Here is a 26,295-nt window from a genome sequence, read left to right as displayed (position 1 = left end):
TCCACGACCACCCCGGCGACCCCCGCGCGGCCGTCATCGAGTCCCGGATCGCCGAGGAGCCGGCCGCGGTGTGGTTCACCGACGCCGACGCGGCGGACACCACCGCACGGGTCCGCGAGGTCACGGCGGCGGCGGCCGCCGCGGGCCGGGTGCCGACCGTCGTCGTGTACGCGATCCCGGACCGCGACTGCGGCGGAGCCTCCGAGGGCGGGGCGTCCGACCTCGACGCCTACGACGGCTGGATCGACCAGGTCGCCGCCGGGCTGGGCTCCGGCGAGGTCATGGTGGTGCTGGAACCCGACGCGGTTGCGCAGTCCGACTGCCTCTCCGCCGCCGACCGGGGCGCCCGCTTCGCCTCGCTGGCCCGGGCCGGCCGGGTGCTCAAGGGCGCCGACCCGCGGGCCCGGGTCTACTACGACGCCGGCCACTCGGCCTGGAACCCCGCGGCGCAGCAGGCGGCCCTGCTCAGGCAGGCGGGTGCCGCGTCGCCCGCCTCCTCCGACGGCGTCTTCAGCAACGTCTCCAATTTCCACCGCACCGCCGACGAGATCACCTACGACCGTGCGGTCCTCGACGCCCTCGGCGGGCCCGCGGACCTCGGCGCGGTGATCGACACCAGCCGCAACGGCAACGGCGCCCCGGCCGACGGACAGTGGTGCGACCCGGACGGCCGGAGGATCGGCCGGGCGCCCACGCTGGACACCGGCGAGGGGCGCATCGACGCCTATCTGTGGGTGAAGCTGCCGGGGGAGTCCGACGGCTGCAAGGGAGAGCCGGGCACGTTCAGCGCCTCGTACGCCTACGACCTGGCGGGCTGACCGCCGCTGCCGCTGTCGCCGCCGGAGCCGTCGTCGTACGTCGACGTGCCCGCGTCGAGCAGGGGCGTCTGGGGCTTGAGATGGGCCGGTGCGAAGGCGCGCAGCGCGTGGTATCCGGTGATGACGACCAGGGTGCCGAGGGCGATCCCGCTCAGCGAGAAGTTGGCCGTGAACTTCATGCTGACGTTGCCGACGCCGATGATGATGCCCGCGGCGGCCGGCACCAGGTTCAGCGGGTTGCGCAGGTCCACCCTGGCGTTGAGCCAGATCTGGGCGCCGAGCAGGCCGATCATGCCGTACAGGATCACCGTGATGCCGCCGAGCACCCCGCCCGGGATCGCCGCGACGACCTCGCCGAACTTCGGGCACAGGCCGAACAGCAGGGCGAAGCCGGCGGCGGCCCAGTAGGCGGCGGTCGAGTAGACGCGGGTCGCGGCCATCACGCCGATGTTCTCGGAGTAGGTGGTGTTGGGCGGACCGCCCACCGCGGTCGACAGCATGGAGGCCGCGCCGTCCGCCGAGATCGCCGTGCCGAGCTCGTCGTCCAGCGGGTCCCCGGTCATCTCGCCGACCGCCTTGACGTGCCCGGCGTTCTCCGCGACCAGCGCGATGACGACCGGCAGCGCGACCAGGATCGCCGACCACTGGAACGTCGGCCCGTGGAACGACGGCAGCCCGATCCAGTGGGCCTTGCCGACGCCGGACAGGTCCAGCCGCCAGTGGTCGGTGAGCTTGCCGCTCGCGTCCACCGAGTGGATCTTCCCGAAGATCGCGTCGAAGGCCCAGGAGATGCCGTATCCGAAGACCAGCCCCAGGAAGATCGCGATGCGGGACCAGAAACCACGCAGACAGACGACCGCCATACCGGTGAACAGCATCACCAGCAGGGCCGTCCACTGGTCCTGCGGCCAGTACGTGGAGGCGGTGACCGGGGCGAGGTTGAAGCCGATCAGCATCACGACCGCGCCGGTCACGATCGGGGGCATCGCGGCGTGGATGATCCGTGCTCCGAAGCGCTGCACGGCCAGTCCGACCAGGAACAGGGCGACGCCGACGACGAAGACCGCGCCGGTCACCGTGGCGCTGGTGCCGCCCTGGGCGCGGATCACCGCGGCGACCCCGACGAAGGACAGCGAACAGCCCAGGTAGCTGGGCACCCGGCCGCGGGTCGCGAGCAGGAAGATCACGGTGGCGACGCCGGACATCATGATCGCGAGGTTCGGGTCCAGGCCCATCAGCACGGGTGCCACGAACGACGCGCCGAACATCGCCACCACGTGCTGGGCGCCGAGCCCCACCGTGCGGGGCCAGGACAGCCGTTCGTCGGGCCGGACCACCGCGCCCGGCGCCGGAGTGCGTCCGTCCCCGTGCAGTTTCCAGCGGACACCGAGATCCATGGTGCGGGTTCGCTTTCGTCGGAGGGTACGACCGTCCGCACCATTGTCGAGGAGGGGGCTGGTCAGGGCCTTTTCTGGGGAGCCCGGAAGGCGTGGTGGGCGCCGTCGGCAGGGCGGCCGGGGAGCGCGGGGTGTATGAGGCGAGAGCGCTGCTGAGCGTCCGCTTAGGATGGACGTAAGCGTCTCAACTGTGTCAGGAGCACCACCCGTGACCGCCGAAGCCTCGATCGCCCCCGCCCTCTCCTACGGCCGGCTCGTCCCCGTCACCGTCCACTTCGACGACCTCGACGCCCTCGGCCTGTTGCACAACGCCCGCTACCCGCTCATGGTCGAGCGGGCGTGGAGCGAGCTGTGGCAGGAGCACGGCATACGGTTCGACGGCGACTGGGCGGCGGCCGGGGACGCCTGCAACGCGGTCCGGGAACTCCGGATCAGCTACGACGCCCCGGTCACCCGGACCGGCACCTACGCCGTCCACCTCTGGCTGGAACGGCTCGGCAACACCGGTCTGACGTACGGGTTCCGGTTCTGCTCGGCCGACGGGGCGGTCACCTACGCCCAGGGCACCCGGGTGCTGGTCCGGCTGGACGCGGCGACCCTGCGGCCCGCGCCCTGGAGCGAGCGGTTCAGGGCCGCGGGTCGGGAACTGCTGCGGTCCGCGGACTGACCGTCGGCCGGTCGCGCTCACCGGCCCGCAGCACGCCCACGAACACGGCGAGCCCGCAGGACAGCGCGGTCACCAGGCAGAACGACACCATCAGGCTGGTCGCCTGGGCGACCCCGCCGATCAGGCTCGGCGCGATCAGCCCCGAGGTGTACGTGATCGTCGCGACGCCCGCGATGGCCTGGCTGGGGTTCGGGCCGCTGCGGCCCGCCGCCGCGAAGCACAGCGGTACGACGACCGCGATCCCGAGCCCCATCAGCGCGAACCCGCCCATCGCCACGGCCGGATGGCCGGCCACTACGACGAGCAGTCCGCCGAGCGCGGCCAGGACACCGCCCGAGCGGACCGTGCGCACCGCGCCGAAGCGGTCCACCGCCGCGTCCCCGAGGATCCGGGCCACCGCCATGGTCAGCATGAAGCCGGTCGTCGAGGCCGCCGCGAGACCCGCCGACGTCTCCAGCCGGTCGCGCAGGTACACCGCCGACCAGTCCAGGCTGGCGCCCTCCGCGAACACCGCGCAGAAGCCGACCGCGCCGATCAGCAGCGCCGAGCGCGGCGGCAGCGCGAACCGCGGCGGCGGCTCCTCGTCCTCGGCCGGCTGGAGGTCCAGCACCCAGCGGCAGACCGACACGCCGAGCAGGGTGAGGACCGTGGCGGCCAGCGCGAAGTGCAGGCGCGCGTCCGCTCCGAGGTGGGCGGCGAGGGTGCCGGCCGCCGAGCCGATCAGGGCGCCCGCGCTCCACATGCCGTGCAGCCCGGACATGATCGACTTGTCGAGCAGCCGCTCGACCTCGACGCCCAGCGCGTTCATCGCCACGTCCGCCATGCCCGCGCTCGCCCCGTAGGCGAACATCGCCAGGCACAGCGTGTACAGGTTGGTCGCCAGGGCGGGCAGGATCAGCGACACCGTCCACAGCGCGATCAGGCCGCGCAGGGCGTTGCGGCTGCCGAGGGTGTGGCTGATCCGGCCGGCCAGCGGCATGGCGCAGGAGGCGCCGAACGCCGTGAAGGCCAGGGCCAGCCCGAGCTGGCCGGTGCTGAGCGAGGCGTGGTCCTGGATCCAGGGCACCCGGGTCGCGAACGAGCCGGTGACGGCGCCGTGCACGGCGAACACGGCCGCCACGGCGTACCGGGCGCGCCGCACCTCGGACGCCTCGTAGACCACTGCACTCATTCTCGGGCCCCTCCCGGACGTGTCCATCCCTGTAGCGCCGACGTAAACTATCAGGAACCCTGCCTGATAGATAGGGGTAATGAGGCCACGCGGTGCGAGGGGGCAGGTGCCCGCCGGGCGGCCGCGCCGATCTGGGAGGATTCCCGGCATGCCCGCATCCCCGAGCACCGCCCGGGCCATCAACGACCGGCTCGCCCTGCGGCTGTTGCAGGAAGGCCCGTTGACGGCAGGGCAGTTGAAAGAGCGCACCGGCCTGTCCCGGCCGACCGTCGCCGACCTCGTCGAACGGCTCACCGTCTCCGGCCTGATCGCGGTGGTGGGCGAGTCCGGGGAGCAACGGCGCGGCCCGAACGCCCGGTTGTACGGCATCGTCGCCGATCTCGCCCATCTCGCAGCCCTGGACGTGCGCACCGAGGGTGTCACCGCGGTCGTCTCCGACCTGCTCGGCGAGGTGCTCGCCGAGGCGTCGGTGCCGATCGGCGGCGACACGGACACGGGGCCGGCCCTCGAACGGGCGGTCGCGCTGGTCGAACGGGTCGCGAAGGAGGCCGGCGTCGACCGGCTGCACACGGTCGGCATCGGCGCCCCCGGCCTCATCGCACCGGCCACCGGTGAACTGCGCGACTCCACGGGTCTGCCCGAATGGCACCGCCGTCTGATGGCCGCGCTCCAGGAGCGGTTCCCGGACGCCCGGGTCCTGGTCGAGAACGAGACCAACCTCGCCGCCCTGGCCGAGCAGCGCGACGGCGCGGCCCGCGACCGCGACACCTTCGTGCTGCTCTGGCTCGGCCACGGCACCGGTGCGGCCGTGGTCCTCGACGGTGTCCTGCGCCGGGGCGCCTCCGGCGGCACCGGGGAGATCGGCTTCCTGCCGGTGCCGGGGACCGGCGGGCTCCCCTCGGCCACGGGCTGCGACGGCGGTTTCCACGCCCTGGTGGGGTCGGAGGCGATCACAGCTCTCGCCGCGGAGTACGGCATCCTCGCCGCGCCCGCCACCCATGAGCCACGGGCCGCGGCCCTGGTCGCCGAGGCGGTCTCCTCGCCCGGTGCCGCCGCCGGCCGTTTCCTGGACGCCCTGGCCGGCCGGGTCGCCGTCGGGGTCGCCTCCGTCGCCGCCGTGCTGGACCCGGGCTGCGTGGTCCTCGGTGGCGAGGTGGGGCAGGCCGGTGGCGAGGTGCTCGCCGCCCGGGTCGCGGAGCGGATCCGCGGGATGTCCCCGCTGCCGACGGAGGTGCGGGCCGGCCTGCTGGGCGGGGCCGCGGTGCTGCGCGGGGCGCTGCTGACGGCACGCGAGTCGGCCCAGCGGGAGCTGTTCGGACCCGGGGAGCCGTAGCGGGACCCCCGGCGAAGGGCGGGGATGCAGATGTGGGGCGGCCCGGCGGCGGGCAAGGGCCGTCGTCACCGCCGCCGGGCATGATCCGAACCCTAAAAAGGACTAGACCACTCCGTCAATAGGTATGGACCAGCCTCAAGTGGTCCGGGGCGAGCGGCGGTTAGGTCGGCGGTTAGGTCCCCTGCGGCTGTTCGGGAAGCCGGTGACGTCACTTGTGAGCGACCCCACACGGGTCGCAAGCATGGACACCGATCGGCCGTGGCACACTGGCCCTGTACCTAAAGCAGCGCACTCCGGGGTCGGTGAAAGTCCGAACCGGCGGTTACAGTCCGCGACCCGGCCGCTTCCAGCGGCCGGTTGACCAGGTGAAATTCCTGGACCGACGGTTAAAGTCCGGATGGGAGGCAGTGCGCGGCGGGCGGGCATTCGTGCACGCCGCCGTATGTGCTCGTCCGTGTGGACGAGTCTGTCCGGCGTCGTCCCCGGTGCCGCAGTCCGTACTTTCTGTCGTCCTCGACAGGCCCCGGAGTCCGTGCCCCTATGTGGCAGGAGGACCCGGGAAGTGTTCACCGGAATCGTCGAAGAGCTGGGCGAGATCACCGCCGTCGAGAACCTCGGCGACGCCTCACGCTTCCGGCTGCGCGGCCCCGTCGTGACCGAGGGCGCGAAGCACGGCGACTCCATCGCCGTGAACGGTGTCTGTCTCACGGTCGTCGAGCACGAGGGTGACGAGTTCACCGCCGACGTCATGGCCGAGACCCTCGACCGCTCCAGCCTCGGCGCCCTGGGCGTAGGCTCCCGCGTCAACCTCGAACGCCCCACCGCCGTGGGTGCCCGCCTCGGCGGCCACATCGTGCAGGGCCACGTCGACGGCACCGGCGAAGTCCTGGCGCGCACGCCCTCCGAGAACTGGGAGATCGTGAAGGTCTCGCTCCCCGCGGACCTCGCGCGCTACGTCGTCGAGAAGGGCTCCATCACGGTCGACGGCATCAGCCTCACCGTCGTCGAGGCCGGCCCCGACTACTTCACCGTCAGCCTCATCCCCACCACCCTCGCCCTGACCACGCTCGGCCACAAGCAGCCCGGCGACCCGGTCAACCTCGAGGTGGACGTCGTCGCCAAGTACGTCGAGCGCCTGCTCGCGGCCGGCCAGGGGAGCACCCGGTGAACTGGCTGAACTCCGAGGCCTTCGTCCTGCTCGACCAGCACATCAAGTGGTCGGACATGATCGGCAACGTGATCGGGCTGATCGCGCTCGCCTTCGGCTGGCGGCGCTCCCTGTGGAGCTGGCCCGCCCAGTTCGTCTCCGGCCTCATCCTGTTCGCGGCCTTCGCCACCGCCCACCTCTCCGGCAGCGCGGGCAAGCAGATCGTCGTCATGGTCGTCGCCGTCTACGGCTGGTGGCAGTGGAACCGCGGCAAGGGCCAGGGCGAGGACGGCCACATCGCCGTGCGCTTCGCCACCTGGCGCGAGCGCGCGGTGCTGGTCGCGGCCGCCGCCGTCGGCACCGTCGCCGTGGCCCTGCTCTTCAAGGCCTACCCGTCCCTGTCCTGGGACCCCTGGCCCGACGCCTACATCTTCGTCGGCACCGTCGTCGCGATGTACGCCCAGGCGCGCGGCATGGTCGAGTTCTGGTTCGCCTGGCTGCTCGTCGACGTCGTCGGCGTCCCCCTGAACTTCGCCAACGGCTTCGCCTTCTCCGGATTCGTCTACGTCATCTACGGCGCGCTCGTCCTGTGGGGCATGCGCGACTGGTGGCTGCGGTCCCGCAAGGGCCCCCAGCCCGCCCTGGAAGGAGCACCGGCATGAGCACGGCACCGATCCTGTACGGCTCCGACGACTTCGAGGACTTCGTGCTCGACCCGATCGAACAGGCCATCGCCGACATCGCGGCCGGCCGGCCCATCGTCGTCGTCGACGACGAGGACCGCGAGAACGAGGGCGACCTCGTCGTGGCCGCCGAGAAGGCCACCCCCGAGATCGTCGCCTTCATGATGAGCGAGTGCCGCGGCCTGATCTGCGCCCCCATGGAGGGCGAGGAACTCGACCGGCTCCGGCTCCCGCAGATGGTCGAGGACAACACCGAGTCCATGAAGACCGCGTTCACCGTCTCCGTGGACGCCTCCGCCGCCCACGGCGTGAGCACCGGCATCTCGGCCGCCGACCGCGCGACCACGCTCCAGCTCCTCGCGAGCGGGACCGCGCAGCACACCGACCTGGTCCGTCCGGGCCACATCTTCCCGCTGCGCGCCCGGCCGGGCGGCGTCCTGGTCCGCAACGGCCACACCGAGGCCGCCGTCGACCTCGCCCGGCTGGCGGGGCTGCGTCCGGCCGGCGCGATCGTCGAGATCGCCGGCGAGGACGGCCGGATGCTGCGGCTGCCCGAGCTGATCCCGTTCGCCCGCAAGCACGGACTGACGATCATCTCCATCGAGGACCTGATCGCCTACCGGCGCTCCGCCGAACCCACCGTCCGCCGCGAGGCCGAGACCCGACTGCCCACCGTCCACGGCACGTTCACCGCGTACGGCTACCGTTCCACCGTCGACGGCGTCGAGCACGTCGCCCTGGTCCACGGCGACATCGGTGACGGCGAGGACGTCCTGGTCCGCGTCCACTCCGAATGCCTCACCGGCGACGTCTTCGGCTCCCAGCGCTGCGACTGCGGCCCCCAGCTGGACGCGTCCCTGCAGCGCATCCAGAGCGAGGGCCGGGGCGTGGTGGTCTATCTGCGCGGACACGAGGGCCGCGGCATCGGCCTGCTGTCCAAGCTGCGCGCCTACGAGCTCCAGGAACGCGGCCACGACACCCTCGACGCCAACCTCGAACTCGGCCTGCCCGCCGACGCCCGCGACTACGGGGCCGGCGCGCAGATCCTCGCCGACCTCGGGGTGCGCGGCGTACGCCTGATGACCAACAATCCGGACAAGACCGCCGCGTTGGAGCGCCACGGCATCGAGGTCACCAGCCGCGAGCCGATGCCCGTGCAGGCGGGCGAGCACAACATCCGCTACCTGCGCACCAAGCGGGACCGGATGGGGCACGACCTGCCCTGGCTGGACGCGCCCACCGCGTCCACCTGCGGCAACCAGTAAGAGACAGCACGAAGGAGAGACGTGAGCGGCAAGGGTGCACCGGAACTGTCCGTACGCAACGTGGGGGACCTGCGGGTCGCCGTCATCGCGGCGCAGTGGCACGAGAAGGTGATGGACGGTCTGGTCGACGGCGCGCTGCGCGCCCTGCACGACCTCGGCATCGACGAGCCGACCCTGCTGAGGGTCCCCGGCAGCTGGGAACTCCCGGTCGCGGCCAAGGTCCTCGCGGGCCGCGGCTACGACGCGGTCGTCGCCCTCGGTGTCGTCATCCGCGGCGGCACGCCGCACTTCGAGTACGTGTGCCAGGGCGTCACCCAGGGCCTGACCCAGGTCTCCGTCGAGACCGGCGTCCCCGTCGGCTTCGGCGTGCTGACCTGTGACACCGAGGAACAGGCACTGGACCGGGCGGGCATCGAGGGCTCCAGCGAGGACAAGGGCCACGAGGCGGTGACCGCGGCGGTGGCGACCGCGGCCACCCTGCGTTCAGTATCCGAACCCTGGCACTGAGGTACCGGCGGGAGCGCGTAGGGTGAGGACCACCATGTCCAAGAAGACTTTCGAGGAGCTCTTCACCGAGCTCCAGCACAAGGCCGCCACCGGCGATCCCGCCACCTCCCGCACCGCCGAGCTGGTCGGCAAGGGTGTCCATGCCATCGGTAAGAAGGTCGTCGAGGAGGCCGCCGAAGTCTGGATGGCCGCCGAGTACGAGGGCAAGGAGGCAGCCGCCGAGGAGATCTCGCAGCTGCTCTACCACGTCCAGGTGATGATGGTCGCCCGGGGGATCTCCCTGGACGACGTCTACGCCCACCTCTGAGCCGCACCCGCACCACCGTCCCCGTACGAAACTCCCCGTACGGCACTCCCGTACGACCGAGCGAAGGAAGCCGACCTCATGCTGCGCATCGCCGTCCCCAACAAGGGTTCCCTGTCCGGACCTGCGGCGGAGATGCTGCATGAGGCCGGCTACCAGCAGCGCCGGGAGTCCAAGGAGCTGCGGATCGTCGACCCGGTCAACGAGGTCGAGTTCTTCTACCTCCGCCCCCGCGACATTGCGATCTACGTCTCCTCCGGCCGTCTCGACATCGGCATCACCGGCCGCGACCTGCTGGTCGACTCCGCCGCCGGGGCCGAGGAGATCCTGCCGCTCGGCTTCGCCCGCTCCACCTTCCGCTTCGCCGCCAAGCCCGGCACCGCGAGCACCGTCCAGGACCTCAAGGGCCGCACGGTCGCCACCTCCTACGAGGGCATCGTCGCGGGCTACCTCGCCGACCAGGGCGTCGACGCCTCCGTGGTCCACCTCGACGGCGCCGTCGAGACGGCCATCGAGCTCGGGGTCGCCGAGGTCATCGCGGACGTCGTCGAGACCGGCACCTCGCTGCGCAACGCGGGCCTGGAGGTCTTCGGCGACCCCATCATGAAGTCCGAGGCCGTCGTCATCCGGCGCACCGGCGCGGACGTCGAGGAGCCCAAGGTCCAGCAGTTCCTGCGCCGCCTCCAGGGCGTCCTGGTGGCCCGGACGTACGTGATGATGGACTACGACTGCCGGGTCGAGCAGCTGGAGAAGGCCGTCGCGCTGACCCCCGGCCTGGAGTCCCCGACCGTCTCCCCGCTGCACAACGAGGGCTGGGTCGCCGTCCGCGCGATGGTCCCGTCCAAGGAGGCCCAGCGGATCATGGACGACCTCTACGACATCGGCGCACGGGCCATCCTGACCACGGCCATCCACGCCTGCCGTCTCTGAGCCCGGGAAGCCGCACACCGATGTCCGACCTGCCCAGCCTGCCCGTCACCTTCCGGCCAGGACACACCCGCGCCGTGCTGCTCGGCGCCGGCGTCGCGATCTTCGTGGTCATCTCCGCGGTCGCGATGCTGCTGGAGCAGCTCGGCCCGGGGGAGCGGCTCAGCTTCATCCTCACCGGGGCCGTGATCTTCTGGGTGCTGGCCCTGCTCGCCCGGGTGAAGGTCGTCGCGGACGACTCCGGTGTCACCGTGGTGAACATCACGAGCAGGCGCCGTCTGGCCTGGGCGGAGATCCTCCGGGTGAATCTGCGGGCGGGCGACCCCTGGGTCTTCCTCGACCTCAGTGACGGCACCAGCCTGCCCGCGCTCGGCATCCAGCCCGGCATCGCCAGGCAGCGGGCCGTCGCCGACGCGCGCACCCTGCGCATGCTCGTCGAAGCCCGCTCGATCCGCGACCCGGAGCAACATCAGGGCTGACTCGGGGCCGTCCACCCTGCCGCACAGGCCGGTGTCTTGATTAATCTGGTGACGGAGGCGCTTTCGCTGCGCCTCCGCCCCTGTGGTGCCGTCCCGGTACACGGGGGATTCCTGCAACCCGAGGAGTGACCCTCTCCGGCGATGGACGGATCGTCCTGCAGTACCTGCGCCGCCCCCTGCCGACATAGCGCGGACCGCGTCCGTGTCTTTGCGGAGGCGGCGGCATCATGACCATCTCCCTGCTGCTCCTCGGAGCGGCTTTTGTGCTCATCCTCGCCAACGGATTCTTCGTGGCGGCCGAGTTCGGCCTCGTGACGGTCGAACGCCCGGAGGCCGAGAAGGCCGCCGCCGAGGGCGACCGACGGGCCGGCACGGTCGTCGAGTCGCTCAAGGAGCTGTCCTTCCAGCTCTCCGGCACCCAGCTCGGCATCACCATCACCTCCCTCGTCGTCGGCATGCTCGCCGAGCCCGCGCTCGCGCGGCTGCTGCGCGGCCCGTTCACCCTGCTCGGCGTGCCCGAGAGCGCCGCGTCCGGGGTCGCCGTCGTCGTCGGCATGCTGCTGGCGGCCGCCGTGCAGATGGTGATCGGCGAACTCGTGCCCAAGAACTGGGCGGTGTCCAAGCCGCTCCAGGTCGCCCGGTTCGTGGCGGGCCCGCAGCACGGCTTCGCCCGTCTGTTCCGGCCGGTCATCGCGGCGCTCAACGCCGTCGCCAACCGGCTCGTACGCGCCCTGGGCATCGAACCCGCCGAGGAGCTGGCCTCCGCCCGCACCCCGGGCGAGCTCGTCTCGCTCGCCCGGCACTCGGCCCAGGCCGGCGCCCTGGAACAGGACACGGCCGACCTCTTCGTACGGACCCTGTCGCTGGGCGAGCTCACCGCGCAGCACGTCATGACCCCGCGGGTCAGGGTGAGCGCGCTCCAGTCGTCGGCGACCGCCGAGGACGTGGTCAACCTCACCCGTGCCACCGGCCTGTCCCGCTTCCCCGTCTACCGGGAGAAGATCGACGAGATCGTCGGCATGGTCCATCTCAAGGACGCCCTGGCGGTCCCCGCCCAGGACCGGCTGCGCACCCCCGTCGGCCGGATCGCCCGCCCGGCGCTGCTGGTGCCCGAGTCGCTGCCCGTGCAGCCGCTGCTGGCACGGCTGCGCAGCGAGCAGCCCATCGCGGTCGTCGTCGACGAGTACGGCGGCACGGCCGGCGTGGTCACCCTGGAGGACATCGTCGAGGAACTCGTCGGCGAGGTCCGCGACGAGCACGACGGCCAGGACCTGCCCGAGCTCGCCGCCGCCCCGCCCGAGGACGGCAGGCCCGCCTGGGACGTCGACGGCAGCTGCCGGGTCGACATCCTGCAACGCATAGGCCTCGACGTGCCGGAGGGCCCGTACGAGACCGTCGCGGGCCTGGTGGCCGACCTGCTGGGCCGGATCCCGGCCCCCGGCGACCGGGCCGAGCTGCCGGGCTGGCGGCTGTCCGTGCGTCAGGTCGGGCACTACCGCGCCGAGCGGGTGCGCCTGGTCAGGACCGCCGCGGTGATGGAGGCGGCCCGATGAGCGTGCTCCAACTCGTCTTCGCGGCCCTGCTCGTGCTCGCCAACGGCTTCTTCGTCGGTGCCGAGTTCGCGCTGGTGTCCGTGCGCCGCAGCCAGATCGAGCCGCTCGGCACCGCCCGGGCCCGCCAGGTGCTCTACGGCCTGGAACGGCTGCCGCAGATGATGGCCGCCGCCCAGTTCGGCATCACCGTCTGTTCGCTCACGCTGGGCGCGGTCGCCGAGCCGACCGTCGCCCGGCTGCTGGAGCCGCTGTTCGAGGCGGTCCACCTCCCGGCCGGTGTGATCCACCCCCTGGGGTACGTCATCGCGCTGGCGGCGGTGGTCTTCTTCCACCTCGTGATCGGCGAGATGGTGCCGAAGAACCTCGCCATGGCGGCCCCCGAGAAGGCGGCGCTGTGGCTCAGCCCCGGTCTGGTCGCCTTCGCCCGCCTGTGCCGGCCGATCACGGTGGCCCTCGGCGCCTGCGCCCAGGGCATCCTGAAGCTCTTCCGCGTCGAGCCCAAGGACGAGGTCGAGGCCGTCTTCACCAGCGAGCAGCTCAACCGGCTGGTGGAGGACTCCGGGCAGGCCGGCCTGCTCGACCCGGAGGAGCAGGAGCGCCTGGAGGACGCCCTCGAACTGGGTTCCCGCCCGGTCATGGACGTGCTGCTGCCGCGCGAGTCCCTGGTGACGGTCAGTCCCTCGGTCACCCCCGGACAGATCGTCGAGCTGACCGGCCGTACCGGCTACTCCCGGTTCCCGATCGCGGCGGAGAACGGCGCGTTCATGGGGTACCTGCACGTCAAGGACGTACTCGACGTGGAGGAGTCGCAGCGGGCGGTGCCTCAGCACATCTGGCGGCCCATGACGACCCTGCGGTCCGAACTGCCGCTGGACGACGCGCTCACGGTGATGCGGCGCGCGGCGACGCACCTGGCCCAGGTCGCCGACCCCACCGGGAAGGTGCTCGGCCTGGTCGCGCTGGAGGACGTACTGGAGCTGCTGGTCGGCGAGGTACGGGATCCGGCGCACCGCAAGGCCCCGGAGCCCAGGGCGGCCGAGCCGCGGATCAGCGCCGTCAAGATCCCGGTCCCGCTGGAGCAGACGGGACCCCCGTCTCCCGAGGGGGCCATGGCGAGCTGACGCGCGAGCGGGCCCGCGGGATCCGTCACAGGGCCGACGGATCCTGCGGGCCCCGGCCCGACAGCACCTCGCCGTACGCCTGCATCAGATCGGGCAGCCGCAGCGTCGACAGGTCGTCACGCGACAGGTTCCCCGGATACATCGACAGCCGCAGGTCCCGGTAGGCGCAGCTCTTCTCGTACAGCGTGCGCAGGAACCGGCCGTTGCCCAGTTCGTCGATCCAGCCCTGGTCGACCACGTGCCCGGCGATGGAACGCAGTTCGTCGAGCGCCTCCTCGTCCCACACATCGCCGTTCTCGGCGGCCAGCACCTCGCCGATCGAGGTCAGTTCGAGGGGCCGGTACGAGGGGAAGTCGACCCGGGTGGTGAAGCGCGAGGACAGTCCGGGGTTGGCGGCGAGCAGCCGGTCCATGCCCTCCGGATACCCGGCCAGGATCACCACCAGGTGGTCACGGTTGTCCTCCGCCCGCTTCAGCAGCACCTGGAGGGCCTCGTCGCCGTAGGCGTCGCCCTTGCCGTAGCCGGTGTTGGACAGGGAGTAGGCCTCGTCGACGAAGAGGACACCGCCGAGGGCCGAGTCGATCAGCTCGTTGGCCTTCACGGCCGTCTGGCCGAGGTACTCGCCGACGAGATCGGCCCGCTGCGCCTCCACCAGATGGTCGCCGCCCAGCAGACCGAGGGCGTAGAAGACGCGGCCGAGGATGCGGGCCACGGTGGTCTTGCCGGTGCCGGAGGGGCCCGAGAAGACGAAGTGGCGTTTGGGCGGCTGTACCGGAAGGCCCTGCCCGGCCCTCAGCCGGGCCATGTTCAACTGCGCGGACAGCGCCTTGACCTGGCGCTTCACCGGCTCCAGGCCCACCATGCGTTCCAGCTCGGCGAGCGCTTCCTCGAGTAACCCGGGGTCGGTGGGACCGGCGGGCAGCGGCGAGGCGGGGACGGCGCTCTTCGCGCGCACGGCCGGGTCGCCTGCCGACGGCAGCGGTCCGGACGGCGGCAGATCGGTCGCGGGGTACTTGAGGTCCCGGCCCTCGGCGCCGTAGAGCGGGTCGAGCAGGTCGGGACCGTCGACGGTGTCCTGTCCGGTGCCGGTGAGGGTGATCGCGGCGAGGTCGGCGTGGTCGTCGTAGCCGTCGCCCTCGGCGATCGCCGCGAGCCGGGCCGAGGTGTCCATGAAGGCCGGGTCGACCCGGTGCACCGCCCGGTACAGCGGGAGCGCGGCCGCAGAGCGGCCCGTCCCCTCGTGGGCCCGCGCCAGCCAGTACCGCAGTTCCTTGCGCTGCGGCTGCTCGCTGCGACAGCGCATCAGGGCCGCCGACAGCAGGGGTTCGGCCTGTCCGTACATCTCCAGCCGGACCCGGGCCATCCCGCCGAACAGGCCGGCCTCGATGCCGAGCATGGGGTCGTCGATCAGCGGCTCGGTGTGCCGTACGAGCTGTTCCCAGTCCTTGACGAGGTAGGCGCGGCAGGCGTGCAGAAAGCGGACCTGGGGATCGGCGTCGACGGGCGGGAGCCCGGCGAGCGCCCGGTCCAGCTCCGGGACATGGCGGCCGTCGAGCCAGTGGGAGGCGTGCGCGAGCAACAGGTCGCGCGGGCTCTCCAGTACGGGCTGCACCCACCAGCCCAGCCAGTACCAGGAGTTGAGCGTGCGCCGGTGCCGGGCCCGCTGCTCGCCGAAACGCTCCCGGTGCCGGAACATCCGCAGCAGCGCGGTCGTGGTGTCGACGCGCAGCGCGTGCAGGCCGAGCCAGCCGTCTGCCATTCCGGGGTCGATCCGCACCGCGTTGCGGAACTCCTCCTCCGCCTGCGGATAGGCCCCCATCGTGTAGGCGTCCACGCCTCGCGTCCAGGCGAGGTCGGCCGGGGCCTTCGGGCCCTGCGTGCCGAAGTCCATCACGTCACGTCCCCCACAAACCGTGCCCCCGTCGGTATGGACGCCGCCGGGCGTCGCTCGGCGGTGTCCTGGTCGAACCGCTGTGCCGCGGACCGGAGTTGCCAGGTGCGCGAAGCAGCCGTCCGTAGGTCGCACCGAGGGCATCGTACCTGCGGGGGCACGGCCCGCCGTAGGGTGCGGTACCGGCCGTTTGGCGAGGTGGGAGCGGACGCCACGGACCGCGGGGGACAGTCACCGAGCGTGAGCGGATCACGCCTCGCGGCAGCCGGTACGGGCCCGGAGACGGGCCCCGGGCAGAACGAAGCCCCCGATCACGGGGGAACAACCGGGGGCTTCGCGTCAAGGGTGCGGTGTGCAACACCGCACATTGAGAACGTAAGACCTGTACGGGCGCCCGGTCAAGCAGAGTTGAGACACTCCTGGAAGTTCCCGTGCGGGGATCTTCACGGGTTCAGCACACTGCCGATGGTCCGTCACTGTGTGTGTTTTTCCGGTCCGGTCCCCGCGTCTCGGCAGGCCCCGGCAGCACCTCGTACCCCTGCTGTCCCTGCCGCACCAGAAGGTTCGCGAACGGCCGGGAAGGGTCGTCGGCGAAGTGCCGTCGCTCCGCCACGACCCACCCGTCCCAGAAGTCCCGCTGCTCCTCGCCGTCCCGGGACCGGCCACGCGCCCAGGACTCCTCCTCGGGCAGCTCCATCCACAGCAGCCGGGCCAGGTGCGGGCGCAGCGCGCGGCGGCCCGCGCCGACGCCCTCGACGAGGATCACCGGGGCCGCCGGCAGGGGGTGGGGCGCCCGGAAGCGTCGAGTGTGCCAGTCGTAGGGCGTGTACTGCGCCTGCTCGCCCCGGCCGAGCGGCTCGATCACCTGGCTGCCCAGCCGCCCGGTCCACTCGAACAGCTCGTCGTGGCTGGCGATGTCGTCGAGGTGGAGTACCGGCGCGTCGCCGAGGGCGTGGGCCAGCCGCCCGGCGAACGTGGACTTCCCGGAGCCGGCGTGCCCGTCGACCCCGATCAGGCGGACCGGGCCGCAGGACGGGGGGAGGCGGCGGAGCCGGGAGGCGAGGTGCTGGATGGCCGTTCCTGGGGTGCGGAGGTGGGGGCGTGCGGGGTTCGGGGTGCGCGGTGTGGGGTTCGGGGGGAGCATGAGGTGCGCCTGCGGTCGTGGGGTCCGGTGAAGTCTATGGCCGGCCCGGTCGCGCCGGTGTGCTCGTCTCGCTCGTGCGTCCTATCCGTCGCAGGTCATGCCAGTGGTTGAGACCAATATTGGTGGGCGTGGCATGGCCCGAAATGCTGGCAGGAGCATGTCGCCTGCGGTCATAGTGGGCCCACACCGTGCATGGGACCCGCCCCGACTCGGACACCTGGGAGCCTTCCGCCTATGAGCAGAGCCGAACAGCCGTCCCGGAGAACCGTTCTGGCCGCAGCGGTCGCCGCCGCCGTGGCGGGCGGTGCGGGACCGGCCACCGCCGCCGACTCCGTACCCGTACCCGTACCCGCACCCGTCGCCGCCGGGGGAGGACCCTCGGCGCGCCCGGTCGACTATCACTCCTGGACCACGTACAGCCAGTGGCGCGAGGGCGCCGCCCGCGGCACCCGGCCCGTGGCGGGCGCCCGGCCCGGTCTGGAGATGGGCACCCCGGCCGGCACCTTCGCCTACACGGACCCGCACACCGGGACCACCGCCGCCTGGGAGTACGGGACCTGGACCTCCCCGGTGCACCGGCTCGCCGTCCCCGCCACCGAGGTCATCGCCTCGTGGAACGCCCGCACCCCGGCCGGCACCTGGCTCCAGATCGAGCTCAGGGGCACGTACACCGACGGCACCGACACCCCCTGGTACGTGATGGGCCGCTGGGCCGCCGGCGACCAGGACATCAAGCGCACCTCGGTCGACGGCCAGAGCGACGGCAAGAGCACCGTCTGGACGGACACCTTCTCGATCGACGACTCGGCGTCGGGCCTGCGCCTGGTCTCGTACCGGCTGCGGCTGACCCTGTACCGCAAGCCCGGCACCAAGCTCACCCCGAAGGTCTGGCGGCTCGGTGCGATGGGCTCCGACGTCCCCGACCGCTTCACCGTCCCGACGTCCACGCCCGTGCACGCCGGGGAGCTGGCCGTCCCGCGCTACTCGCAGGAGATCCACAAGGGTCAGTACCCCCAGTACGACAACGGCGGCGAGGCCTGGTGCAGCCCCACCTCCTCGCAGATGATCATCGAGTACTGGGGCCACCGGCTCACCCCGGAGCAACTGGCCTGGGTCGACCCCGCGTACGCCGACCCGCAGGTGTGCCATGCGGCCCGCAGCACCTACGACTACCAGTACACCGGCTGCGGCAACTGGCCGTTCAACGCCGCCTACGCGGCCACCTTCAAGGACCTTCAGGGCGTCGTCACCCGGCTCGGTTCCCTCGTCGACCTGGAGACGCTGATCGCGGCGGGCATCCCGGCCATCACGTCGCAGTCGTTCCTGAAGACCGAGCTGACCGGGGCTGGCTACGGCACCGCCGGACATCTCATGACGGTGATCGGCTTCACCGCGGACGGCGACGTGATCGCCAACGACCCGGCCTCGGCGGACGACGCGGCGGTCCGGCGCGTGTACAAGCGGTCGGAGTTCGAGACCATCTGGCTGCGGACCAAGCGCTACAACGCCTCGGGCAAGGTCGCCTCGGGCACCGGCGGGGTCTGCTACCTCTACTTCCCGGCGCATCCGACCCCGCGCCAGCGCGATGCCCTGGCGGCGGTCGGCGTCCACTGAACCCGGGGCCTGCCGGCCCCGACCTCGCACTCGACGGCCCCCGCCGACCCGGGGGCCGTCGGCGTTGTGACGGAACTCTCCGCCACAAAGGCCGTGAACGGTGGCAAGGTGGACGGACCGGCCGGGGAGTGGCATGGGCCGGTGTGGGGGAGTTCGTCCCGTACCTCCGAGCGCAGTGAGAAGACATGACCGCACAGTCAGCCACCGCCGTCCGCGCCCGCACCGGCGGCCCCCGGGAAGACGGCCCGAAAATCCTCGAACACACGCTGGGCTGGACCCTCGTCGTGGTGATCGCGATGCTTGTCACCCAGCTCGGACTGCTGTGACCTGAGGCATACCCGAACCTGACATACTGCGGATGTTCCGCCGCCCGTAGGAGACCAGGGTCGAAATTGAATATCAGTCAACAGCGTGACGCGGCCGTCAGGCCGCGGGCGCGCGGCACCGAGCGCTCACTCGCACGCCGCGCCGAACTCATCGCCATCGGGCGCAGACTGTTCGCCGACACGTCCTACGACGCGCTCTCGATGGACGACATCGCCCGGCAGGCGCATGTCGCCAAGGGGTTGATCTACTACTACTTCCAGTCCAAGCGCGGCTACTACCTGGCGATCATCCAGGACTCCGTCGCCGATCTGGTCTCCTACGCGGCGGGCGGGGTCGAACTGGGCCAGGTCGACCGGGTCCACCGGACCATCGACAGCTATCTGCGCTACGCCGAGCACAACCAGGCCGCGTACCGCACGATCGTCAGCGGCGGCGTCGGCTTCGACACCGAGGTGCACGCCATCCGGGACGGTGTGCGCGAGGCGATCGTGGCGACCATCGCCGACGGGGCCTACGGCCGCACCGACATCGCGCCGCTGGCCCGGATGGGCCTGATCGCCTGGGTGTGCAGCGTGGAGGGCGCCGCCCTCGACTGGATCGACCGCCTCGAACTGTCCCGCGCGACCATGGGCGAGCTGCTGGTCAAGTCGCTCGGCGGCACCCTGCGGGCCATCGAGGAGCTCGACCCTGCCTATCCGGCCCCGGCACCCGCCCGCCGGGACGGCTGACCGGGCTGCGCGGCCGGCCCGCCGGGGGCCGGAGGCAGCGGTCCGTGGCCCGGCCGGGGCTGCTCGTGATGCGGCGGACCGGTCTTCGTGATGCGGTGAGAGGCGTCGGGGCCGCGTGCCCGGCCGTACGTTCCGGGTTCCGCGCCCTGTGTCCGGTGTTCCGTCTCCTCGTGGGCGAAGAGGTGTGCGTCGTTCGGCATGGACACGGCGAACGCGCCCGCGGCTGAGCCTAAATGGACCAGACCGATGGGGTCAATGGTCCGGACCTGATTCGGCGTGTCGCGGCACGGATGATCATGGATGGAACTTCTTGAAGTAAGCGGTCGTTAACTGGTGACTGGGTGTCTCCGATCGGGCATACTCACAGCGCACAGCCGCTGGTCAGCCGCTTCCGCGACCCGGAAGCAGGCGCGGCGGCGGTACGCAGAAAGACCTGGCGGAGCCGCCCACACCCAAGGCGTACACCCGCCGATGTGCCCGACAGGGAGGAGAGCGTCGCCATGCTGGAGCGCGCCCCGCAGCCGGTGGAACGGCAACTGCCCACGGACGAGGCCCGGGATCTGATCTCGCTCGTCCGCGACATCGCGCAGCGCGAGATCGCACCGAAGGCGGCCGAGGAGGAGGACGCCGGACGCTTCCCCCGCGAGGTCTTCACCCTGCTCTCCGGATCGGGACTGCTCGGCCTGCCCTACGACAGCGAGTGCGGCGGCGGCGAGCAGCCCTACGAGGTCTACCTCCAGGTCCTGGAGGAGCTCAGCGCGGCCCGGCTGACCGTCGGCCTCGGGGTCAGTGTCCACACCCTGGCCTCCTACGCCGTCGCGGCCTACGGCACCAAGCAGCAGCAGGTCGAGCACCTCCCCGCGATGCTCGGCGGCGGTCTGCTGGGCGCCTACTGCCTCTCCGAGCCGTCGTCCGGCTCGGACGCCGCGTCCCTGCGTACCAAGGCCGTGCGGGACGGCGACGACTGGGTGATCACCGGCACCAAGGCCTGGATCACCCACGGCGGGATCGCCGACTTCTACACGGTCATGGCCCGCACCGGCGCCGACGGCCCGCGCGGGATCACCGCGTTCCTGGTACCGGCCGACGCCGAGGGACTGAGCGCCGCGGCCCCCGAGAAGAAGATGGGCATGAAGGGCTCGCCCACCGCGCAGGTCAACTTCGACGGTGTGCGGGTCCCCGACTCCCGGCGCATCGGCGAGGAGGGCCAGGGCTTCGCCATCGCCCTGTCCGCGCTCGACTCCGGCCGGCTCGGCATCGCGGCCTGCGCGATCGGCGTGGCCCAGGCCGCGCTCGACGCGGCGGTCGAGTACGCCACCGGGCGGCAGCAGTTCGGGCGGCCGATCGCCGACTTCCAGGGGCTGCGCTTCATGCTGGCCGACATGGCCACGCAGATCGAGGCGGGCCGGGCGCTGTACCTGTCGGCGGCGCGGCTGCGGGACGCCGGACGGCCGTTCGCGAAGCAGGCGGCGATGGCCAAGCTGCACTGCACCGACACCGCGATGAAGATCACCGTCGACGCGGTCCAGGTCCTCGGCGGATACGGCTACACCGCGGACTTCCCGGCCGAGCGCTACCTGCGCGAGGCCAAGGTCCTCCAGATCGTCGAGGGCACCAACCAGATCCAGCGCATGGTCATCGCCCGTCACCTCGCGGGTCCGGAGACCCGCTGAACTGACCCGGCCGCACCTGCGGGGCCGCCAGCCTCACCCACTCCGGGTCGTGGCGGCCCGGCAGCGTGCGGCCCCGGTCCGCCCAGGCGCGCATCAACGCGCGGTAGATGGGCGGGTCCTGGGGCTGCGGAGGTGGCAGCGGAACCGATTCCGCGGGCGCCGGGACGAACACGCGGCGCGTGACTGCGGGCACCGACTGGGCAAGGGTCATACCAGGGCAACGCGACGGCGGGCGGCCAGGTCACTTTCCCGCGCAATCGACCGTGAGTTCGCCATGTGCCCCTGCGGCCGGGGTGTTGCGCGCGGGTCTGCCGCAGTAGATCTGATGCGCCGTCAACTATGCTGCTTCCAGCGCCAGTTGTGATGTTTTCGGGGTCGACTGTGCTGCTTCCAGGGGCGGTGCGGCGTGGCCGCCGATCGCGTCGAGCCGCTCGGCGTGCCCGCGTGCCCTGTGCGCGAGCCGGACTTCGGTGCTCGCCCTGCGCGAGCCGGATTTCGGTCGTACCTCGGCCGCGTCCCGGCCGGCCCCTCCGTCCCTGCCGCCGGGCGCACTTCGGGAGATCGCCGTCCCGGTGCGTCCGGTGCGTCCGGACATGCCGAACCCGCACCACGGCAGCCTGCGGGCCATGGTGCAGGGCGACTACGGGGACGGTGCGAGGCGCCTCAGGCGGCGCGGCGCATCACCGGCATGCGCATCGGGCGCGAGCCCGGGCCGCCGACGTGCGAGAAGGGCTGCGTGCGCCAGTCCAGTCCCTGGGGCAGCGTCAACAGCAGTGCGGTGTCCTGCTCCTGGGGCTCGATGGACTCGTCCGCGGGCTGCGCCGCGGAGGCCTCCCGGCCCGTACCGGCGCACACCGTGAGCCCGAAGGGGTTCCACGGCGAGGCGCACAGCGCGTGCTCCGGCAGGAACTCCTCGTCCGCCAGCAGTGCGATGGGCTGCGCGCAGTCCGGGCAGATCACCCGGAACATCTCGAAGGTGTCGTACGCGTCGAACTCGTCGCCGTCGAAGTCGTCGGGTTCGACGCCCTCCGGCGCGGGCTCGACCACCGGCTGCTGCCGCTTGGCAAACGTACGACCAGGGCGCTTAAGACTCTGCATGGGATTCTCCCCCTCGGGCTGGGCCGTGAAGGCACTGCGGCCTCGACCACAGCAAGCACTTCCCGTCCGGTCTCGGCGGTAATCGCGAGACCAGCCCGGAGACGGCCCGGGTGCTGTGGTGTTCGTCACATGCCGCTCGCAGATGCCCGGCACGGGGGACCGCGGGCGCCCCGCGCGCGGGATCCGTCCCCCGCCGGGCGTCGCCGTCCGGCGCCCCTGCGGCGCTCCTTCACATCACGAACCGGGCATGACCTGGGCTGCTCGGGTATCGGAGGAGATCAAGCGCCCTGTAGGTTCTTGCGACATGGAGGAGCTCGACCGTCAGATCGTGCAGCTGCTCGTCAAGGACGGGCGGATGAGCTACACGGACCTCGGCAAGGCCACCGGCCTGTCCACGTCCGCCGTGCACCAGCGGGTGCGCCGGCTGGAACAGCGCGGTGTGATCCGCGGCTACGCGGCCGTCGTCGACCCCGAGGCCGTCGGGCTGCCCATGACCGCCTTCATCTCGGTGAAACCCTTCGACCCCAGCGCCCCCGACGACATCGCCGACCGCCTCGCCGGGGTCCCCGAGATCGAGGCCTGCCACAGCGTCGCGGGCGACGAGAACTACATCCTCAAGGTGCGGGTGGCGACCCCGCACGAACTGGAGGAACTGCTGGCCCGGCTGCGCTCGCTGGCGGGCGTGTCCACCCGGACCACCGTGGTGCTCTCGACGCCCTACGAGTCCCGGCCGCCGCGCATCTGACCCACCTGCGTGCAGCGCGGCCGCGGCGAGGCGCGAGACTGTTCCCATGAGTGAGCGCACCGCCGAACCGAAGACCGTCCTGCTCCGCCGCGGAGAGGTCCACAGCCCTGCCGACCCGTTCGCGACCGCGATGGTCGTCGAGCGCGGCCAGGTCGCCTGGGTCGGTTCCGAGGGCGCCGCCGACGCCTTCGCCGACGGTGTCGACGAGGTGGTCGACCTGGACGGCGCCCTGGTCACCCCGGCCTTCACCGACGCCCATGTGCACAGCACCGCCACCGGCCTGGCGCTGACCGGCCTGGACCTGTCGTCCGCGCCCTCCCTGGCGGCGGCGCTCGACCTGGTGCGGGACTTCGCCGCCCGCCGCCCGGACGACCGGGTGCTGCTCGGCCACGGCTGGGACGCCGCGCGCTGGCCCGAACGACGGGCTCCCCGGCGGGACGAGCTGGACGAGGCCGCGGCCGGCCGGCCGCTCTACCTCAGCCGGATCGACGTCCACTCGGCCGCCGTCACCACCGCCCTGCTCGACCTGGCGCCGCACGCGCGCAGCGAGCCCGGCTTCGCGGACCGGGAGCCCCTGACCCGCGCGGCCCACCACGCCGTGCGCGCCGCCGCGTTCGCTGCCGTGACGCCGGCGCAGCGCACCGACGCCCAGCGCGCCGCCCTCGCCCACGCGGCCTCCCTGGGCATCGGGTCCGTCCACGAGTGCGGCGGCCCCGAGATCTCCTCCGAGGACGACTTCACCGGCCTGCTGCGGCTCGCCGCCCAGGAACCCGGGCCGCGGGTCGTCGGCTACTGGGCCGACCGGGACCTCGACAAGGCGCGTGAGCTGGGCGCCCTCGGCGCCGCCGGGGACCTGTTCGTCGACGGCGCCCTCGGCTCCCACACCGCCTGCCTGCACCGGCCCTACACCGACGCCGACCACACCGGCACCGCCTACCTCGACGCCGACGCGGTCGCCGCCCATGTCGCGGCCTGCACCGAGACGGGCCTGCAGGCGGGCTTCCACGCGATCGGCGACGCCGCCGTGACCGCGGTGGTGGAAGGCGTGCGCGCGGCCGCCGAGAAGGTCGGCCTCGCCCGCGTACGGGCCGCCAGGCACCGGGTCGAACACGCCGAGATGCTCACCCCGGAGACCATGGCGGCCTTCGCCGAGCTCGGGCTGACCGCCTCCGTCCAGCCCGCCTTCGACGCGTTGTGGGGCGGCGAGGACGGCATGTACGCCGACCGGCTGGGCGCCGAGCGGGCCCGGACGCTGAACCCCTTCGCGGCGCTGCTGCGGGCCGGTGTGCCGCTGGCCTTCGGCTCCGACTCCCCGGTCACGCCCCTCGACCCCTGGGGCACGGTCCGGGCCGCCGCCTTCCACCGCACGCCCGAGCACCGCGTCTCCGTCCGGGCCGCGTTCACGGCGCATACGCGTGGCGGCTGGCGGGCGATCGGACGCGACGACGCGGGCATCCTGGTGCCGGGCGCGCCCGCGGACTACGCCGTGTGGCGCACCGACGCCCTGGTCGTCCAGGCCCCGGACGACCGGGTCGCGCGCTGGTCCACCGACCCCCGCTCCGGCACCCCCGGCCTGCCCGACCTCACTCCCGGCGCCGACCTTCCCGTCTGCCTGTGCACGGTGGTGGGCGGACGGACGGTCTTCGTACGGCCGGGCGAGTGATCCGGCGCGGCAGGCGGGCGGCCGCCCGCCCGCCGCCGGTTGTCGGGCGACCTGTGTATCCGCGGCGCTGACCAGCACGTTTGTGGAGAACCAGCAGGTCGGACAGCTGTTGACAGGTCACGGCAGGGGGCCGGTAGGTTCGGCGGAGTCCACCACCGGACGCCCGAACCGGGGAACGTCCGCGCACTCGTCGCAGCGCTGCTGGGTCAGGGACGGTGTGCCGTACCGGGGCACCTCCACTGGGAGCCAGGCTCAGCGTCCGCGCCGACGAGGGAACGTTCCGGCCGGTCGGCAAGGTGTGACCGGGATGGGGCCCGGGCGCTCAGTAGACAACGGCTTTCGGTCGACCCGCAGCCAGCGGGCCCCAGGTCGGCCCGAAGAGCGCCGGGCCCCCATCCGCCGTACCCGGTGCGATCCGCAGACCGTCCCCCGGCGGTCGCCGCCCCGACCGCCGCTGCTCCCCGGCCGCTGCTCCGCGGCCGCCGTCGCCGGTCACCGATCGGGCCGATCACGGGCGAAAAGTATGTTCTTACCCCGCTCTTGTCGAATCGACACCGCCATAGGTCGGTGCCGTCACGTCAGCGCAGGCGGTGGCCACTATGGTGGACCTCTGCGTACGGAAATGAAGGGGCAGCAGTGAACGACGGCGACGGGACCCTTGCGGGCCAGGCCCGGGGCAGGCAGTTCGGTCCGCTCGGCACGGCCTTGGTGATCATCCCCACCTACAACGAGGCGGAGAACATCAAGGCGATCGTCGGCCGGGTGCGCAAGGCGGTTCCCGAGGCACACGTGCTCGTGGCCGACGACAACAGCCCCGACGGCACCGGCAAGCTCGCGGACGAGCTGGCGGCCGAGGACGAACAGGTCCATGTGCTGCACCGCAAGGGCAAGGAGGGCCTCGGTGCCGCCTACCTCGCGGGCTTCCGCTGGGGTCTGGAGCACGACTACGGCGTCCTGATCGAGATGGACGCCGACGGCTCCCACCAGCCCGAGGAGCTGCCCCGGCTGCTGACCGCGCTCAAGGGCGCGGACCTCGTCCTCGGCTCCCGCTGGGTGCCGGGCGGCCGGGTGGTGAACTGGCCCAAGTCCCGCGAGTTCATCTCCCGGGGCGGCAGCCTCTACTCGCGCATGGCCCTCGACCTGCCACTGCGCGACATCACCGGCGGCTACCGCGCCTTCCGCCGCGAGACCCTCGAGGGCCTCGGGCTCGACGAGGTCTCCTCCCAGGGCTACTGCTTCCAGGTCGACCTGGCCCGGCGCGCCGTCAAGGCGGACTACCACGTGGTCGAGGTCCCCATCACCTTCGTGGAGCGCGAGCTCGGCGACTCCAAGATGAGCAAGGACATCCTCGTCGAGGCGCTGTGGCGGGTCACGGCGTGGGGCGTGGGGGAGCGGGTCGGCAAGCTCACGAGCCGGGGCGGAGCCACGAAGCCGCCGAAGCGGTAGTCGTACGCGGCGCGTGGTCACAGGGTTCCCGACGGTCGCACGGGCACCCTTGACCAGCCCCTTATCCGGCACTGAGCCCGGTCCAGGCACACTGGATGCATGACGACAGGCGTTCCGACCCCCTCCTCGACCCGACCCCCGCGTTCCCGGCTGCGGACCTTCCTGCCCCTGGGCGTGGCGGCGTGGGTGGTGCTGGAGATCTGGCTGCTGACCGTGGTCGCGGGCGCGACGAGCGGCTTCACGGTGTTCCTGCTGCTGGTGGCCGGGTTCGTGCTGGGCGCGGTGGTCGTCAAGCGGGCCGGCCGGCGCGCCTTCCGCAACCTGAACGAGGCCCTCCAGGGCGGCGGCTCCCCGTCGGAGGGCGGCGGCAACGGCCTGCTCATGCTCGGCGGGCTGCTGCTGATGATCCCCGGCCTGATCTCGGACGCCCTGGGCCTGCTCCTGCTGATCCCGCCGGTCCAGAAGGTCCTGGCCCGCTTCGCGGAGCGCTCCTTCCACCGCACCCTGCGCCGCTCCGCCCCCGGCACCTTCGGCGACGCCTTCCAGCAGGCCAGGATCCACCGCCCCGACGGCAAGGTCGTCCAGGGCGAGGTC

Annotated in this window: 26 protein-coding genes and 1 riboswitch; of the genes, 20 read left to right on the top strand and 6 right to left on the bottom strand. The window is 72.2% G+C overall.

Features of this window, described 5'->3' with window-relative positions:
* On the top strand, positions 1 to 818 hold an 818-nt coding region (locus ABT085_RS19345; RefSeq protein WP_351608927.1), incomplete at its 5' end, for a glycoside hydrolase family 6 protein.
* On the opposite strand, the gene ABT085_RS19340 is transcribed toward ABT085_RS19345, so the two are convergent.
* A complete protein-coding gene (locus ABT085_RS19340) occupies positions 800 to 2,215 on the bottom strand; it encodes a uracil-xanthine permease family protein (RefSeq protein WP_351608924.1) in 1,416 nt (471 codons plus the stop codon). The two genes, ABT085_RS19345 and ABT085_RS19340, sit on opposite strands and share 19 nt — an antisense overlap.
* A 208-nt stretch (positions 2,216 to 2,423) precedes the next feature.
* Between ABT085_RS19340 and ABT085_RS19335 the strand changes: the two genes are divergently transcribed.
* On the top strand, positions 2,424 to 2,882 hold the full coding sequence (locus ABT085_RS19335; protein ID WP_351608921.1) for an acyl-CoA thioesterase: 459 nt from the start codon (positions 2,424 to 2,426) through the stop codon (positions 2,880 to 2,882).
* Here ABT085_RS19335 and ABT085_RS19330 read toward each other — a convergent pair.
* Positions 2,842 to 4,053 (bottom strand): MFS transporter, encoded by a 1,212-nt coding sequence (locus ABT085_RS19330; protein ID WP_351608918.1) that lies wholly within the window; start codon positions 4,051 to 4,053, stop codon positions 2,842 to 2,844. The genes ABT085_RS19335 and ABT085_RS19330 overlap by 41 nt on opposite strands.
* A 148-nt stretch (positions 4,054 to 4,201) precedes the next feature.
* Here ABT085_RS19330 and ABT085_RS19325 point away from each other — a divergent pair, with 148 nt between their 5' ends.
* The 10 genes from ABT085_RS19325 to ABT085_RS19280 all read left to right on the top strand — a co-directional run bounded on the left by ABT085_RS19325 (position 4,202) and on the right by ABT085_RS19280 (position 13,372).
* Entirely contained in the window at positions 4,202 to 5,386 is a 1,185-nt protein-coding gene (locus ABT085_RS19325; protein ID WP_351608916.1) for an ROK family transcriptional regulator, read from the top strand.
* 284 nt (positions 5,387 to 5,670) lie between these two features.
* A riboswitch (FMN riboswitch) is annotated at positions 5,671 to 5,801 on the top strand.
* A 147-nt stretch (positions 5,802 to 5,948) separates the two neighbouring features.
* Complete coding sequence (locus tag ABT085_RS19320; protein ID WP_351608914.1) at positions 5,949 to 6,554, top strand: riboflavin synthase; 606 nt, start codon at positions 5,949 to 5,951, stop codon at positions 6,552 to 6,554.
* Entirely contained in the window at positions 6,551 to 7,195 is a 645-nt protein-coding gene (gene pnuC / locus ABT085_RS19315; protein ID WP_351608911.1) for a nicotinamide riboside transporter PnuC, read from the top strand. Before ABT085_RS19320 ends, pnuC begins: the two co-directional genes overlap by 4 nt.
* On the top strand, positions 7,192 to 8,481 hold the full coding sequence (locus ABT085_RS19310; protein ID WP_351608908.1) for a bifunctional 3,4-dihydroxy-2-butanone-4-phosphate synthase/GTP cyclohydrolase II: 1,290 nt from the start codon (positions 7,192 to 7,194) through the stop codon (positions 8,479 to 8,481). Before pnuC ends, ABT085_RS19310 begins: the two co-directional genes overlap by 4 nt.
* Before the next feature lie 21 nt (positions 8,482 to 8,502).
* The gene (gene ribH / locus ABT085_RS19305) at positions 8,503 to 8,988 is read left to right on the top strand and encodes a 6,7-dimethyl-8-ribityllumazine synthase (RefSeq protein ID WP_162469340.1); all 486 of its coding nucleotides are present in this window, start codon (positions 8,503 to 8,505) and stop codon (positions 8,986 to 8,988) included.
* Between the two features lie 34 nt (positions 8,989 to 9,022).
* Positions 9,023 to 9,295, top strand: a complete 273-nt coding sequence (locus ABT085_RS19300; protein ID WP_026249121.1) for a phosphoribosyl-ATP diphosphatase — start codon at positions 9,023 to 9,025, stop codon at positions 9,293 to 9,295.
* A gap of 78 nt (positions 9,296 to 9,373) precedes the next feature.
* Positions 9,374 to 10,222: an ATP phosphoribosyltransferase gene (gene hisG, locus ABT085_RS19295; RefSeq protein ID WP_351608904.1), complete on the top strand. Its 849-nt coding sequence runs from the start codon at positions 9,374 to 9,376 to the stop codon at positions 10,220 to 10,222.
* Between the two features lie 20 nt (positions 10,223 to 10,242).
* The gene (locus tag ABT085_RS19290; protein WP_351608902.1) at positions 10,243 to 10,698 is read left to right on the top strand and encodes a PH domain-containing protein; all 456 of its coding nucleotides are present in this window, start codon (positions 10,243 to 10,245) and stop codon (positions 10,696 to 10,698) included.
* 227 nt (positions 10,699 to 10,925) lie between these two features.
* Positions 10,926 to 12,251, top strand: a complete 1,326-nt coding sequence (locus tag ABT085_RS19285) for a hemolysin family protein (protein WP_351608899.1) — start codon at positions 10,926 to 10,928, stop codon at positions 12,249 to 12,251.
* Entirely contained in the window at positions 12,248 to 13,372 is a 1,125-nt protein-coding gene (locus ABT085_RS19280; protein ID WP_351608896.1) for a hemolysin family protein, read from the top strand. The genes ABT085_RS19285 and ABT085_RS19280 overlap by 4 nt, the downstream gene beginning before the upstream one ends.
* 25 nt (positions 13,373 to 13,397) lie before the next feature.
* Here the strand turns inward: ABT085_RS19280 and ABT085_RS19275 are convergent, their stop codons facing one another.
* On the bottom strand, positions 13,398 to 15,263 hold the full coding sequence (locus ABT085_RS19275; protein ID WP_351608893.1) for an AAA family ATPase: 1,866 nt from the start codon (positions 15,261 to 15,263) through the stop codon (positions 13,398 to 13,400).
* A 451-nt stretch (positions 15,264 to 15,714) separates the two neighbouring features.
* Positions 15,715 to 16,407, bottom strand: coding sequence for a uridine kinase family protein (locus ABT085_RS19270; protein WP_351608891.1), 693 nt, complete (start codon positions 16,405 to 16,407; stop codon positions 15,715 to 15,717).
* Positions 16,408 to 16,641: 234 nt separating this feature from the next.
* Here ABT085_RS19270 and ABT085_RS19265 point away from each other — a divergent pair, with 234 nt between their 5' ends.
* The 4 genes from ABT085_RS19265 to ABT085_RS19250 all read left to right on the top strand — a co-directional run bounded on the left by ABT085_RS19265 (position 16,642) and on the right by ABT085_RS19250 (position 20,749).
* Positions 16,642 to 18,021, top strand: a complete 1,380-nt coding sequence (locus ABT085_RS19265; protein ID WP_351608889.1) for a C39 family peptidase — start codon at positions 16,642 to 16,644, stop codon at positions 18,019 to 18,021.
* Positions 18,022 to 18,206: 185 nt separating this feature from the next.
* Complete coding sequence (locus tag ABT085_RS19260; RefSeq protein WP_351608886.1) at positions 18,207 to 18,347, top strand: SCO1431 family membrane protein; 141 nt, start codon at positions 18,207 to 18,209, stop codon at positions 18,345 to 18,347.
* A 66-nt stretch (positions 18,348 to 18,413) separates the two neighbouring features.
* A complete protein-coding gene (locus ABT085_RS19255) occupies positions 18,414 to 19,076 on the top strand; it encodes a TetR/AcrR family transcriptional regulator (protein WP_351608883.1) in 663 nt (220 codons plus the stop codon).
* Positions 19,077 to 19,576: 500 nt separating this feature from the next.
* Positions 19,577 to 20,749, top strand: a complete 1,173-nt coding sequence (locus tag ABT085_RS19250; RefSeq protein ID WP_351608930.1) for an acyl-CoA dehydrogenase family protein — start codon at positions 19,577 to 19,579, stop codon at positions 20,747 to 20,749.
* On the opposite strand, the gene ABT085_RS19245 is transcribed toward ABT085_RS19250, so the two are convergent.
* Complete coding sequence (locus ABT085_RS19245; protein WP_351608880.1) at positions 20,712 to 20,960, bottom strand: hypothetical protein; 249 nt, start codon at positions 20,958 to 20,960, stop codon at positions 20,712 to 20,714. The genes ABT085_RS19250 and ABT085_RS19245 overlap by 38 nt on opposite strands.
* Before the next feature lie 452 nt (positions 20,961 to 21,412).
* On the bottom strand, positions 21,413 to 21,847 hold the full coding sequence (locus tag ABT085_RS19240; protein ID WP_351608878.1) for a hypothetical protein: 435 nt from the start codon (positions 21,845 to 21,847) through the stop codon (positions 21,413 to 21,415).
* Positions 21,848 to 22,151: 304 nt separating this feature from the next.
* Here ABT085_RS19240 and ABT085_RS19235 point away from each other — a divergent pair, with 304 nt between their 5' ends.
* The 4 genes from ABT085_RS19235 to fxsA form a co-directional block, all read left to right on the top strand.
* Positions 22,152 to 22,592 carry an Lrp/AsnC family transcriptional regulator gene (locus ABT085_RS19235; RefSeq protein ID WP_351608875.1) on the top strand — a complete coding sequence of 147 codons (441 nt, stop codon included), beginning with the start codon at positions 22,152 to 22,154 and terminating at the stop codon, positions 22,590 to 22,592.
* A gap of 46 nt (positions 22,593 to 22,638) precedes the next feature.
* Complete coding sequence (locus tag ABT085_RS19230; RefSeq protein ID WP_351608872.1) at positions 22,639 to 24,255, top strand: amidohydrolase; 1,617 nt, start codon at positions 22,639 to 22,641, stop codon at positions 24,253 to 24,255.
* A gap of 636 nt (positions 24,256 to 24,891) precedes the next feature.
* Positions 24,892 to 25,701, top strand: coding sequence for a polyprenol monophosphomannose synthase (locus tag ABT085_RS19225; protein WP_351608869.1), 810 nt, complete (start codon positions 24,892 to 24,894; stop codon positions 25,699 to 25,701).
* Positions 25,702 to 25,800: 99 nt separating this feature from the next.
* On the top strand, positions 25,801 to 26,295 hold a 495-nt coding region (gene fxsA, locus ABT085_RS19220; protein ID WP_351608866.1), incomplete at its 3' end, for an FxsA family membrane protein.

This window comes from Streptomyces sp. NPDC002265 (assembly GCF_040296125.1).
Lineage (GTDB): Bacteria > Actinomycetota > Actinomycetes > Streptomycetales > Streptomycetaceae > Streptomyces.
Note: the sequence above shows the minus strand (reverse complement) of the source record. Positions and strands in the feature narration are given on the sequence as shown.